The following is a 13,196-nucleotide window of genomic DNA, read 5'->3' on the forward strand; positions in this document are numbered from 1 at the left end:
AAAGAAGTCTGCGATCTGCGTCACGTTCGCGATATGTTCGAGGAGACACAAAGGGCGCCGTGCGATGTGGCGCGGGACATGGAGGGCCGTATGACCGAGCTGTCGGAGCTTCGACGGTGGATGGCCGGCATCCACGACGTCACCGCGGCTGTCGCGTCCGACGACCCACCGTCCGTCGTGCTGGACACCATCGCCGGGATCGCGGTCGCCCTGATGGACTACGACTTCTGCGGCGTCTTCCTCTCCGACGCCGTCGGCAGCATGTTGACCATCGAGGGATCGCACGGATTGTCGGCCGACTACGTCGCCCGGATCAACGCGGACCGTCCGGTGCGACTCGATCAGGATCCGTCCGTCGAGGCACCGTCGAGCAGGGCGTTCCGGACGGGTGAGCCCGTCGCGATCGACGACATCGTCGCCGCACCGAACTTCGGTCCGTGGGGCGGCGTGGCGCGGGAGCAGGGATACCGCTCGATGGTGTCGGTCCCGCTGATCGGATCGACGGGGGCTGCGATCGGAACACTGAACTGCTACCGGCGCGGCGTACACGTGTTCGACGACAACGAGATTCAGCTCCTCAGCATGCTCGCGACGCAGGCATCGATCTCCGTCACGATTACGCGCCTGCGCGCCGAGGAGGCGCAGCGCACCTCCGACCTGCGGACGCTCAACGCCGAACTGCAGCGTCGGCGGACCCTGCTCGAGAAGTCCGAGGAGATCCACCGGCGCCTGACCACCATTGCGTCACGAGGTGGTGGGGTTGACGGCATCGCGACGGCACTCTCGCTGCTGGTCGGCCGGTCGGTCACCATCGAGGACGTGCACGGCGGGGTGCTCGCACAGTCCTCGCGCGGGCCGACGTCGACGTCCGCGCATCGAGAGGACGTTCTGTTGTCGGGGGAGCGGGTGGCCCGCCTCGTCGTGGAGGGGGATCCGGCAACCCTGTCGACGCTCGATCGCCGCGCCGTCGAGCACACCGCCGTCGTCGCCGCGCTGGAGCTGCTCCGTGCGCGCACGGCCGAGGACGTGCAGTGGCGACTGCAGGGCGAGGTGGTCGGCGACCTGCTCGGTGACGACCCGGTGGCCGCCGCGTCCGCGGTCGAGCGCGCGGACCGGTTGGGCCACGACCTGACGACGCCGCACGTCGTCGCCGTGATCGACCTGCCGTCGACCGGTGACGTCGACGCGTCGCTGTCGCGCGCGGTGCGGTCGATCGCGGCCCGCGCGGGAACCGGTCCGCTGGTGGCCGCGCATCAGCATCGTGCTGTAGTGCTGTGGCCGGTGAGTGCGGGGACGCCGATGGACTCGGTGGTCGCCGAGATCGACCGCGTGCGCGCCGGCACGGTCGCCGAGGGCCCGGTCACCGCGGTAGTGGGGTCACCGTGCACGGAGGTGGCCGACTACCGGGCGGCTCACCGCGCGGTGCGAGGAGCCGTGCGGCTGATGATCCTGTGGGACAGGACCGGCGCCACCGTGTCACTCGACCAGCTCGGCGTTCCGGGGTTGCTGCTGCAGTTGAACGACCCGGACCAGGTGGCGCGCTACGCGGATCGCACGCTGGGGCCGGTGCGCGAGCACGACGCGTCGCGCGGCACCGACCTCGTCGGAACGCTCCGTGCGTATCTCGGCCACCGGCAACACGTCGGGGACACCGCGGCGGCCCTGCACGTGCACCCCAACACCGTCGGCCAGCGACTCCGTCGCGTCCAGGCGCTCACGGGGCTGGACCTGGCGAGACCGGACCATGCGATGGACGTCGCCATGGCGCTGACCCTCCGCGACATCGCTGCGCCCTGACCGTGCCTCAGCGTCCACAAGTCGCGGGAATCGACGGGATCCCGTCGATCCGGGCGACTTCTGGACCGTGAGGCACCGCGCGGTGGAACACTGAACGGCGTGGCACCTTCGAAACCCGTCGACCCGGCCGAACTCCGCTCATCCCTCCAGGCGGTGTCGGCATGGCTCGACGATCCCGACCTTCCGAAGCCGCCGCGCGCCGATCTCGCCGCCGCGGTGCGGCTCAGTGCGCGCACCATCGAGCAGACGGCGCCCGGCTCGAGTGTCGAGGTGCGCGTACCGCCGTTCGTCGCGGTGCAGTGCATCGTCGGACCGCGTCACACCCGAGGTACGCCCCCCAACGTCGTCGAATGCGACCCTCGGACATGGCTGTTGATGGTGACGGGGCGCGTGGCGTTCGAGGACGCCGTGCGCGGAGCGGGCGTCACGGCATCGGGTGGCCGCGCCGGCGAGGTGGCGCACTGGCTCCCACTCGTCCGGATCTGACCCTCACCGCCAGGGCTGTACCGGCGGCTTCACCCACAGGATCTTCTCGTCCGAGTGTGCTCGACGGGCCGCGTCGTGATCGGGGTGATCGCGCGCCCATTCGGCCTTCTCGCGCAACAGCGTCGACACCACCGTCCATGTCTCGTCGGAGCTGGGCGGATTGATGTCCGCGGCACGGGCCACCTTGCGTCGGACGTCCGCGGCCATCGCCGCGAGGTCGTCTGCGGAGATGTCGCGGTCCCACAGGTATCGAGCGAGAGCGACGGCCTTGTCGCGGCGGGACTTCTCGGCCGCGTCGGAGTGGCTGTAGAAGTTCTTCTCGGCCACTACCAGCCCCAGCTCCCGGCGATGCCCTTGAAGGGTCCGACGACGTCGCGGGTGATCCAGCCGGCGTAGAAGCCGCCCTCCTGCGCACGTGCGACTTCGCCGTCGAGCTCACAGGTCAGGGAGACGGGGGAGAAGGAGAGCGCGCCGGAGATGGGGGCGAACGACGGTGTGGGGTTCTCGTAGCTCCATCCGCCGGCCTCGAGGACGGCGCCGTCCTCGCCGAGGATGTCCCAGTACGTCGCCGAACCCTTCCATTCGCACATGGTGGATCGGGCGCCGGATCGGCGGAGTCGGCTCTCGTCGATGTCGGCGCGAGGGATGTACCAGGTGGGCGGGTGGCTGGTCTCGAGCACCCTGTACGCAGACGTGCTGTCGGCGACGACCACGTCTCCGAAACGGACGACGAGTCGCTTGTCCGACGCTTCGAGCGCGGGCGGTCGGGGGTAGTCCCACACCGATTCCTGGCCCTCGCCGGGCTGTTCGGGGGTCACGCCGTACGGGAGTCTGCTGGCCATGCATCCATCATGGCACCGATGAACGAGTCGGGGATCACACCGAGCGGCGGTATCGATTGCCGCCGGGGGCTGGTTCGAGGTCGTGATGGCCGTAGACTCACGCAGTGTGTGTGCAGCGCATCTTCTGCACCCCACCCCTCGCCGTAGTCAAGGAGAGCGCGTCGTGACTCGTGAACCATCGGTCCACAGCCCGAATCTGCTCGATGACACATCCGGTCCGGAACTGGACATCAACGAGAACGACCCGCGCGAGGAATGCGGCGTTTTCGGTGTGTGGGCTCCGGGCGAGGACGTCGCCAAGATGACCTATTACGGTCTCTACGCTCTGCAGCATCGCGGTCAGGAGGCTGCCGGCATCGCCGTCGCCGACGGCTCGCAGGTGCTGGTGTTCAAGGATCTCGGCCTGGTCAGCCAGGTGTTCGACGAGCAGACGTTGGGCGCGATGAGCGGCCACATCGCCATCGGGCACTGCCGGTACTCCACCACCGGATCGACGACGTGGGAGAACGCGCAGCCCATCTTCCGCACCACCGCGGCCGGCAGCGGCATCGCTCTGGGCCACAACGGCAACCTCGTGAACACCGCCGAGTTGTCGGAGCGCGCCCGCGAAGCGGGAATCATGGGCCGTCCCCGTGGGACCGGTGCCACGTCGGACTCCGACATCGTCGGCGCTCTTCTCGCGCACGGCGCAGCGGACAGCACCATCGAGCAGGCCGCGATGGAACTGCTGCCGACGCTGAAGGGCGCGTTCTGCCTGACCTTCATGGACGAGCACACCCTCTACGCGGCGCGTGATCCTCACGGCGTGCGCCCGTTGTCGCTCGGTCGCCTCGACCGCGGCTGGGTCGTCGCCTCCGAGACCGCCGCCCTGGACATCGTCGGCGCCTCGTTCGTGCGCGACATCGAGCCGGGCGAACTGCTCGCCATCGACGCGGACGGCGTGCGGTCGTCGCGATTCGCGGCTCCCGAGCCCAAGGGCTGCATCTTCGAGTACGTCTACCTCGCTCGTCCCGACAGTGTCATCGGTGGTCGCTCGGTCCACTCGACACGCGTCGAGATCGGCCGCCGCCTCGCGGAGGAACACCCCGCGGTGGGAGACCTGGTCATCCCCGTTCCGGAATCCGGTACCCCCGCCGCCGTGGGGTACGCGCAGGGTTCGGGCATCCCGTACGGCCAGGGTCTGATGAAGAACGCCTATGTCGGGCGCACGTTCATCCAGCCGTCGCAGACCATCCGTCAGCTGGGCATCCGCCTCAAGCTCAACCCTCTCCGCGAGGTCATCCGTGGCAAGCGGCTCATCGTGGTCGACGACTCCATCGTCCGCGGAAACACCCAGCGCGCGCTCGTGCGGATGCTGCGGGAGGCCGGCGCGCTCGAGATCCACGTGCGGATCGCGTCGCCGCCCGTCCGGTGGCCCTGCTTCTACGGCATCGACTTCGCCTCGCCGGCGGAGCTGATCGCCAACGGCATGGACTCCGAGGACGGCATGCTCGAAGGCGTGCGGCAGGCCATCGGCGCCGATTCGTTGGGCTACATCTCGATCGAGGGCATGATCGCCGCGTCGGAGCAGCCCGCCAGCCGTCTGTGCTCGGCGTGCTTCGACGGCAAGTACCCGATCGAGCTCCCCAAGGAGACCGCCATGGGCAAGAACGTGCTCGAGGGGATGCTCGCGACGACGGCCGGTATCGCGATGCCCGTCACGGACGACAACGTGAGCGCGCTCTCCCGGCCCTGACGTCCGGCACACCGATGTTGATCCGTCTCGCCGTCGCGCAGGCAATCGCCGCCGGAACGGTGCGCGTCCAGTACCGCCGGTGGTCGAAGCGGCGCGTCAAGCCCGGCACGTGGATTCACACTCCTGCCGGAGTGATCGTGGTCGACGCGATCACCGAGGTCGATCCGGACTCGTTGACCGACGACGACGCCGTTGCCGCCGGCGAAACGTCGATCGTCGCTCTGCGCAAAGGTTTTCGCGGGTCCGAGGGTGATCCGGTATGGCGCGTCGAGGTCTCCTTCGGTGGTGAGGATCCCCGTATCGCTCTTCGTGCCGACGACGATCTGTCGGACGACGAGTTCGCCGTACTGATCGGCAAGATCGACCGCATGGACGACCGTGCCGATGTGCCGTGGGCCTGGCGCACGCTCGAGTTGATCCGGGACCGCCCCGCCGTGCTGGCTGCCGATCTCGGCGCCGTGCTGGGCCTCGAGCGCGACGTGTTCAAGCCGCGCGTGCGACGGCTCAAAGCACTCGGTCTCACCGAGAGTCTCGCCGTGGGGTACCGGCTGTCTCCGCGAGGCGAGAAGCTGTTGGACGTCAGGCCGTCGGACAGGTAAGTACCGGTCATGTTAAAAATATCGTGTGGTTCGACACATGAACGACACGCGAACTCGGTAACGTGCCGTTCACCGAATCATCCCGGTCCACACTCACGAAGGACATCCACACCATGAGCGTGCCCTCACGAGGACGCACGGCGCGGCGTACCGCGGCCGTATCCATCCTGTCCGTCGCGGCTCTCACCGCTGCGGCCTGCGGTTCCGGCCGCACCGATGACGGCGGCAGTGGCGGCGAGGGCGGCGGTGAGGCCCTGATCGTCGGCACCACCGACCAGGTCTACTCGCTCGATCCCGCCGCGTCGTACGACAACGGCTCGTTCACGATCATGAACCAGGTCTACCCGTTCCTGATGAACTACGCGCCGGGCAGCGACGAGCTGCAGCCGGACGCCGCGCAGAGCTGCGAGTTCAGCCAGCCGACCGTCTACACGTGCACGCTGAAGGACGACCTGAAGTTCTCCAACGGACACGCGCTGACCAGCGAGGACGTGAAGTTCTCGTTCGATCGCATCGTGTCGATCAACGATCCCAACGGTCCGTCGTCGCTGCTGGCGAACCTGGACTCGGTCGCCGCTCCGGACGACAAGACCGTCGAGTTCACCCTGAAGGCCCCGAACGACCAGACCTTCCCGCAGGTGCTCGCGACCAACACCGGCCCGATCATCGACTCCGAGGTGTTCCCGGCCGACTCGATCATGGACGACAACGCCGTCGTGGCGGCCAAGCCCTTCGCCGGCCCCTACTCGATCGACAGCTACGAGAAGAACTCGCTCGTCAGCTTCTCGGCCGCAGCGGACTACAAGGGTGTGCTCGGTGCTCCCAAGACCAGCTCGGTCACTCTGCGCACCTACACCAGTGCGGACAACCTCAAGCTCGACATGCAGAACAAGTCCATCGACGTCGCGTGGCGTTCGCTGACCCCGACCGACATCGAGTCCCTCGACCAGGTCGACGGTCTCACCGTCCACGAGGGCCCCGGTGGAGAGCTCCGCTACATCGTCTTCAACCAGAACACGATGCCCGGCGGCACCCCCGAGCAGAAGCTCGCGATCCGCAAGGCCATGGCCGCGTCGGTCGACCGAGATGCGTTGTCGGAGAACGTCTACAAGGGCACCTTCACGCCGGCGTGGTCGGTGGTCCCCAGTGGACTCGAGGGCGCGAACACCGCGTTCAAGGACGTCTACGGTGAGGCGCCGAACAAGGACGAGGCCGCGAAGTTCCTGGCCGACGCCGGCGTTCAGACCCCTGTCGCCGTAAACCTGCAGTACAACCCCGATCACTACGGCTCGTCCTCGTCGGAGGAGTACGCCGCGGTCAAGGGCCAGCTCGAGAGCTCGGGTCTGTTCACGGTCAACCTGCAGTCCACCGAGTGGAACACCTACAACAAGGAACGCGTCGCCGACACCTACCCGGTGTACCAGCTCGGCTGGTTCCCGGACTTCCCGGACGCCGACAACTACCTGACGCCGTTCTTCGCGCCGGACAACTTCCTGCAGAACCACTTCGAGAACCCGGAGATCACCGCGCTGATCGACTCCGAGCGCACCGAGACCGACCCGGCCCGGCGCTTCGAGATCATCGGTGAGATCCAGACCCGCATGGCGCAGGACTTCGTCTCGACGCTGCCGCTTCTCGAGGGCAAGCAGATCGCCATCTCCACGGACCAGGTGCAGGGTGTCGACGAGACGCTCGACGCCTCCTTCAAGTTCCGCTTCACCCCGCTCACGAAGGGCTGATCCATGGTCACCACCACGCCCGACGAGGCGTCGGTGGGGAAGCAGTCACGGGCGAGCGCGTCGTCACGTTACGGCGCGCTCGCCCGTTATCTCGTGATCCGGTTCCTGCTGATCATTCCCACGGCATGGATCCTGGTCACGGTCGTCTTCTTCCTCATGCGCGTTCTCGGCGATCCCATCAGTGCTGCCCTCGGTGGACGACTGCCCGCCGATCAGATCGCCGAACGACGCGCCGCGGCCGGTTACGACCGGCCGATCCTGGTGCAGTACTGGGAGTACCTTTCGGGACTGCTGCGCGGCGACTTCGGCCGTAGCGCCACCAGCAACCAGGAGATCAGCAGTGTGCTGATCACCAACGGTGCCGCCACGCTCGAACTCGCGTTCTGGGCGTTGCTCGTCGCCTTCGCCGTCGGGATCCCACTCGGCTTCTATGCGGCGACGCGTCGGGACTCGATCTCCGACGGCACGCTCCGCATCCTCGCGATCCTGTTCTACGCGGCCCCGGTGTTCTTCGTCGGCATGCTGCTCAAGCTGGTCTTCGCCGTGAAACTCGGGTGGCTGCCCGTCGCCGGCCGCGCAAGCACCAACGTCGAACTCGCTCTGCAGAACGTGTCACCGAAGACGAACATCCTGCTGATCGACTCGATCCTCTACGGCGAGCCGAGCTACACGGTCGACGTGCTGAAGCACGCCGTCCTCCCCGCCGTCGCACTCGGGCTCCTGACGGCCGGTGTGTTCCTGCGCCTCGTCCGAGTCAACCTGCTGCAGACGTTGCAGTCCGGATACGTGGAAGCTGCTCGTGCGCGCGGACTCTCGTCGCGCGTCGTCGCCCGTCGGCACGCCTTCCGCAACGCACTCATTCCCGTCGTGACGGTGATGGGACTGCAGATCGCCATGCTGCTGGGCGGTGCCGTGCTCACCGAGACCACCTTCGAATGGCAGGGGTTGGGCTACCAGCTGGCCCGCTACCTGCAAGCCCGTGACTTCATCGCCGTGCAGGGCATCGTGACGTTCCTGGCGATCGTCGTGGCCGTCATCAGCTTCCTCACCGATGCCATCGTGGCGATCGTCGACCCACGAGTGAGGTTCTGATGAGTATCGAGGTCACCGTCGGCGCAATCGAGACCCCGAAACGACGCCGCGGTGTACCGGGTCTGTCGATCATCCGATCCAGCGCCGGGCTGCAGAAGGCGACCATCGTCATCGGCCTCGTCCTGGTCGCGCTGTTCGTGATCATGGCCGTCTTCGCGCCGCTGATCGCGCCGTACAGCTTCTCCCAGACCTCCTCCGACGGAGTCGAATTCGCACGTCAGGCGGCGCCGAGTGCCGATCACATCTTCGGTACGTCGGTCCGCGGCGAGGACGTGTTCTCCCGCGTCGTCTACGGCGCGCGCACGGCACTCCTGGTGATCGTGACGTCGCTGGTGCTCTCGATCGTGGTGGGTGTCCCGCTCGGTCTGATCTCCGGATACATCGGTCGATGGGTCGACCGCGTGCTGGTGCTGTTCATGGACGCGATGTACGCGTTCCCGAGTCTGCTTCTGGCGGTTGTCGTCTCGATCGTCGTGGCGGGTGGTCAGTCCTCCAGCTTCGGCGGTGTCCTGTCCGCCGCCATCGCGATCACGGCGGTCTTCGTGCCGCAGTACTTCCGGGTGGTGCGCAACGCGACCGTGTCGGTCAAGACGGAGCCGTACGTGGACGCCGCTCGTGTGACCGGAGCCAGTCCGCTGCGCATCATGTTCCGCCACATTCTCGCCAACGTCACCCAGACGCTTCCGGTGATCCTGACGCTGAACGGCGCCGAGGCCATCCTCACGCTCGCCGGTCTCGGATTCCTCGGGTTCGGCATCGAGCCGACGTCTGCGTCCGAGTGGGGATACGACCTCAACAAAGCGTTGCCGGACATCTCCAACGGCATCTGGTGGACGTCGATCTTCCCCGGAACCGCCATCGTCCTGGTCGTGCTCGGCATGACCATGGTGGGCGAATCCGTCAGCGAGACACTCAATCCCGTTCTCCGTACACGTCGCAAGCAGAAGGACGCCTCATGACAGCGTCGACTCCGTCTGATCCCGGCCGGCCTCCGGCCTCCCCGGCCGCCTTGACACTCGAGGCCCTGTCGGTCAGCTTCGCCACCGACGCGGGATCCGTCGACGCCGTGAAGGGCGTGAGTTTCCAGGTGTTCCCCGGCGAGGTGCTGGCCGTGGTCGGTGAATCGGGTTCCGGGAAGTCGGTCAGTGTGCGGTCCGCCATCGGACTGCTTCCCGACACCGCGAAGGTCGGGGGGTCCGTCACCGTCGGTACGCGCGAGGTCACCTCGCTCAGCGACAAGCAGTGGGCCGACCTCCGCGGCAACGCGATCGCGATGGTCTTCCAGGAACCGGGAAGCGCACTCGACCCGCTCTTCACCGTCGGCTACCAGATCGTCGAGGCCTTGCGAGCTCACGCCGGCTCCGACGGGAAGACCCGTGACAAGAAGGCCGCCCGAGCGCGTGCGATCGAACTGCTCACGATGGTCGGTCTGCCCGACCCCGAGCGGCGATTCGGCTACTACCCGCACGAGCTGTCCGGTGGTCAGAAGCAGCGCGTGATGATCGCGATCGCCATCTCGTGCGAGGCGAAGGTCATCATCGCCGACGAGCCGACGACGGCTCTCGACGTCACGGTGCAGGCGGAGATCCTCGACCTGCTGCGGGACCTCAAGGACCGGCTGGGGTGCGCGATCGTGCTGATCACCCACAGCATGGGTGTCGTCGCGGACATCGCGGACCGTGTCGTGGTGATGAAGGACGGCGAAGTCGTCGAGGAAGCCTCGGTGCACGATCTGTTCGAGGCACCGAAGGCCGACTACACGAAGAAGCTCCTGGCTGCCGTCCCGACGCTGGACCCGCAGATCTCGGACCGCACCATCGAGGACGAGGTCGTCCTGTCCGTGCGCGACCTGGTCGTGCAGTTCCCCGGCGGTATCGGACAGTCCGTCTTCCGCGCCGTCGACTCGGTGACGTTCGACCTGCACCGCGGCGAGACGTTGGGGCTGGTGGGGGAGTCGGGCTCCGGCAAGTCCACGATCGGCCGGTGCGTCGCAGCGCTGCAGAAGCCGACGTCCGGCGAGGTCGACGTGCTCGGGCAGGACATCGGCCGGCTCCGAGGATCGGCGCTGAAGAGTCTGCGCAAGCGTTTCGGGTTCGTCTTCCAGGACCCGTCGACATCGCTGAATCCGCGGCTGACGGTCGGCCAGTGCGTCGCCGAACCGATGATCGTGCACAAGAGCGGGTCCAAAGCAGAGATCGCACGCACGGTGACCGAGTGGCTGGATGCGGTGCAGCTGCCGAAGGGCACCGAGAAGCGCTACCCGCACGAGCTGTCCGGTGGTCAGCGGCAGCGAGCATCTCTGGCCCGCGCACTCGTGCTCAAGCCCGATCTGCTGGTCGCGGACGAGCCCACCAGCGCGCTCGACGTCTCGGTGCAGGCCGCTGTGCTGGACCTGTTCGAGGAACTGCAGACCGAACTCCGTTTCGCCTGCCTGTTCATCAGTCACGATCTCGCTGTCGTCGACCGTCTCGCACACCGGGTGGCGGTGCTGCGGGGCGGCGCCGTCGTGGAACTCGGCACACCGAGACGCATCCTGCGTGATCCGGCGGAGGAGTACACCAAGCGCCTCATCGCGGCCATTCCTCGCCCCGAGGTGACACGAGACCGTGGGGACCGATAGTCCTCCGGTACCGTTAGGGCCGCACTCGACCCGCACGGGCATCCCTCAGATCAGGCTGGAGCAGTACACCCATGACCGATGACACCCACCAGCACGGCGCCGGCGCCTCGTACGCAGCAGCGGGAGTGGACATCGAAGCCGGTGATCGCGCTGTCGAGCTGTTCGCGCCGCTGGCCAAGCGCGCGTCGCGGCCCGAGGTCATGGGTGGGCTCGGAGGGTTCGCCGGTCTGTTCGCCCTCAAGGGTGGCTACCGGGAGCCGCTGCTCGCTGCCTCCACCGACGGAGTCGGTACCAAGATCGCGGTGGCCCAGGCTCTGGACAAGCACGACACGGTCGGGCTCGACCTCGTCGCCATGGTCGTCGACGACCTCGTCGTCTGCGGAGCGGAACCGTTGTTTTTGCAGGACTACATCGCCGTCGGCCGCGTCGTTCCGGAGCACGTCGCGCAGCTGGTGAAGGGAATCGCCGACGGATGCATCCTCGCGGGATGCGCCCTGCTCGGCGGAGAGACCGCGGAACACCCCGGCATGATGGCCGACGGTGAGTACGACCTGTCCGCCACCGGCGTCGGCGTCGTCGAGGCCGATCAGGTGCTCGGACCGGACCGGGTCCGCCCGGGCGACGTCGTCATCGCGATGGGATCGTCGGGTCTGCATTCCAACGGCTACTCGCTGGCGCGCAAGGTTCTTCTCGACATCAGCCGTATGTCCCTGACCGGTCACGTCGAGGAGTTCGGCCGCACGCTCGGCGAGGAAATGCTCGAGCCGACGCGCATCTACGCCAAGGACTGCCTCGCGCTCGCCGCGGAGACCGACGTGCGCACGTTCTGCCACGTCACCGGCGGCGGACTCGCGGCGAACCTCGCGCGCGTCATGCCGAAGGGTCTGGTCGCGGAACTGGACCGTGGAACGTGGAGCCCCGCGCCGGTCTTCGCGATGATCGCGCAGCGCGGCCGCGTCGAGCGCGAAGAGATGGACCGGACGTTCAACATGGGCGTCGGTATGGTCGCGATCGTGGCGCCCGAGGATGTCGACCGGGCACTCGCGGTGCTGACCGCACGCCACATCGAATGCTGGACGCTGGGCACCGTGAAGAAGTCGGCCGACACCGGGACCGACGAGCGCGCAGTGCTGATGGGCAACCACCCGCGCTTCTGACAGACGAACAGATCGCCCGGGGCAGGATTCCTGCCCCGGGCGATTCTGTGTGTCCGATGACGACTACACGCACCACGCGCAACCGTGCGGGGCGTCCCGGATTCGGAACGCCCCGCACGGTTGCGGTGTGAAGAGCGGATGATCCCCGATCAGGGGGTGCGGTCAGCGCCGCCAGTCGTCGTATTCGTCATCGTCGTGCCGGGATGGCTCCCGGTCGGCGATGCCGTTGCGGTGCGAGTCGGGGGAACCTGCGAGCTCCTTCTGGAGACTCTCGAAGTCCGTGGACGGTGAGCTGTACTTGAGCTCACGTGCAACTTTGGTCTGCTTTGCCTTAGCCCGGCCGCGGCCCATGGCTAACCCCCTCGCGAATAGCGGGGCGGCCTGGGATTTTTTGGCGGCCCCGTCTGATTGTGTGTTCTTCCTGACCACACTCTAGCGTGCGAATCGGGTCTGCGCTTCCACCGGATCCGGTGTCACACCGACGATGTGCGCCGCGCCGCTCGCGCCGCCATGTCCCGAGCCTCCCGATACACCTTGGGGGCCAGGCCGGGGGTCTCGAGCAGGGTCGCCATCGCGTCCGCGGAGTCCCCGACGAACAGATCGCGGACGGTCACGCCATGATCGGGCACCATCGTGATCTCGATCGCATCACCCGCGGTGAGGACGCCCGGCCGGACCACGCGCAGGTATGCACCGACATCGGCGCGCTCGGTGAAACGCTTGACCCACGTCTTCTCCTGCGTCCACCGAGCGAACGCCGCGCACGGACGTCGAGGGATCGTGACTTCGAGGACGGCGGTACCCACCGACCACAGCGTGCCGACGACCGCGTCCGTCACCGGGATGCCGCTGACCCGGAGGTTCTCGCCGAAGTATCCGGCCGGAACGTCGCGACCCAGATCCACCGCCCAGCGCGCCGCCTCGGACTCGTCGTAGGCGTACACGGCTTGATCGGCGCCGCCGTGGAACTTCGTGTCACAGGAACGATCGCCGTGCAGCCCGTTCTCGTCGACGGCGACCGGACCCTCGACCGCGCGCTTGTCGATGGCCGAGTCCACGACGGCGGGCCGTGAGATGGGATGGATGGTGTGCACGACGCACACCGACAGGACCCGTCCTGTCGTAGCGC

At 67.4% G+C, this 13,196-nt stretch carries 13 protein-coding genes; 9 read left to right on the plus strand and 4 right to left on the minus strand.

The window, feature by feature from the left end; genetic code table 11:
* Nucleotides 1-90: 90 nt before the first annotated feature.
* Together AC0IX4_RS13400 and AC0IX4_RS13405 are read left to right on the plus strand one after the other, a co-directional pair.
* On the plus strand, nt 91-1,797 hold the full coding sequence (locus AC0IX4_RS13400; protein WP_471829344.1) for a helix-turn-helix domain-containing protein: 1,707 nt from the start codon (nt 91-93) through the stop codon (nt 1,795-1,797).
* A 99-nt stretch (nt 1,798-1,896) separates the two neighbouring features.
* Nucleotides 1,897-2,283: a sterol carrier family protein gene (locus AC0IX4_RS13405; protein WP_042573898.1), complete on the plus strand. Its 387-nt coding sequence runs from the start codon at nt 1,897-1,899 to the stop codon at nt 2,281-2,283.
* A 3-nt stretch (nt 2,284-2,286) separates the two neighbouring features.
* Here AC0IX4_RS13405 and AC0IX4_RS13410 read toward each other — a convergent pair whose 3' ends face one another.
* Nucleotides 2,287-2,610 carry a hypothetical protein gene (locus AC0IX4_RS13410; protein WP_056070453.1) on the minus strand — a complete coding sequence of 108 codons (324 nt, stop codon included), beginning with the start codon at nt 2,608-2,610 and terminating at the stop codon, nt 2,287-2,289.
* Nucleotides 2,610-3,125: a DUF427 domain-containing protein gene (locus tag AC0IX4_RS13415; RefSeq protein ID WP_471829346.1), complete on the minus strand. Its 516-nt coding sequence runs from the start codon at nt 3,123-3,125 to the stop codon at nt 2,610-2,612. The genes AC0IX4_RS13410 and AC0IX4_RS13415 overlap by 1 nt, the downstream gene beginning before the upstream one ends.
* Before the next feature lie 163 nt (nt 3,126-3,288).
* Between AC0IX4_RS13415 and purF the strand changes: the two genes are divergently transcribed.
* The 7 genes from purF (at nt 3,289) to purM (ending at nt 12,067) form a co-directional block, all read left to right on the plus strand.
* The gene (gene purF, locus AC0IX4_RS13420; protein ID WP_471829348.1) at nt 3,289-4,860 is read left to right on the plus strand and encodes an amidophosphoribosyltransferase; all 1,572 of its coding nucleotides are present in this window, start codon (nt 3,289-3,291) and stop codon (nt 4,858-4,860) included.
* 14 nt (nt 4,861-4,874) lie between these two features.
* Nucleotides 4,875-5,459, plus strand: a complete 585-nt coding sequence (locus AC0IX4_RS13425; RefSeq protein ID WP_471829350.1) for an ASCH domain-containing protein — start codon at nt 4,875-4,877, stop codon at nt 5,457-5,459.
* Between the two features lie 113 nt (nt 5,460-5,572).
* Entirely contained in the window at nt 5,573-7,198 is a 1,626-nt protein-coding gene (locus AC0IX4_RS13430; protein ID WP_082518331.1) for an ABC transporter substrate-binding protein, read from the plus strand.
* A gap of 3 nt (nt 7,199-7,201) precedes the next feature.
* Entirely contained in the window at nt 7,202-8,290 is a 1,089-nt protein-coding gene (locus AC0IX4_RS13435) for an ABC transporter permease (protein ID WP_082042958.1), read from the plus strand.
* Complete coding sequence (locus AC0IX4_RS13440) at nt 8,290-9,249, plus strand: ABC transporter permease (RefSeq protein ID WP_042573893.1); 960 nt, start codon at nt 8,290-8,292, stop codon at nt 9,247-9,249. Before AC0IX4_RS13435 ends, AC0IX4_RS13440 begins: the two co-directional genes overlap by 1 nt.
* The gene (locus AC0IX4_RS13445; RefSeq protein WP_471829352.1) at nt 9,246-10,910 is read left to right on the plus strand and encodes an ABC transporter ATP-binding protein; all 1,665 of its coding nucleotides are present in this window, start codon (nt 9,246-9,248) and stop codon (nt 10,908-10,910) included. Before AC0IX4_RS13440 ends, AC0IX4_RS13445 begins: the two co-directional genes overlap by 4 nt.
* 71 nt (nt 10,911-10,981) lie before the next feature.
* Entirely contained in the window at nt 10,982-12,067 is a 1,086-nt protein-coding gene (gene purM, locus AC0IX4_RS13450) for a phosphoribosylformylglycinamidine cyclo-ligase (protein WP_056070442.1), read from the plus strand.
* A gap of 162 nt (nt 12,068-12,229) precedes the next feature.
* On the opposite strand, the gene AC0IX4_RS13455 is transcribed toward purM, so the two are convergent.
* A complete protein-coding gene (locus AC0IX4_RS13455; RefSeq protein WP_042573921.1) occupies nt 12,230-12,418 on the minus strand; it encodes a DUF3073 domain-containing protein in 189 nt (62 codons plus the stop codon).
* A 122-nt stretch (nt 12,419-12,540) separates the two neighbouring features.
* Nucleotides 12,541-13,161, minus strand: a complete 621-nt coding sequence (locus AC0IX4_RS13460; protein WP_471829354.1) for an MOSC domain-containing protein — start codon at nt 13,159-13,161, stop codon at nt 12,541-12,543.
* Between the last annotated feature and the right edge of the window lie 35 nt (nt 13,162-13,196).

The organism is Rhodococcus sp. AC861 (genome assembly GCF_979256035.1).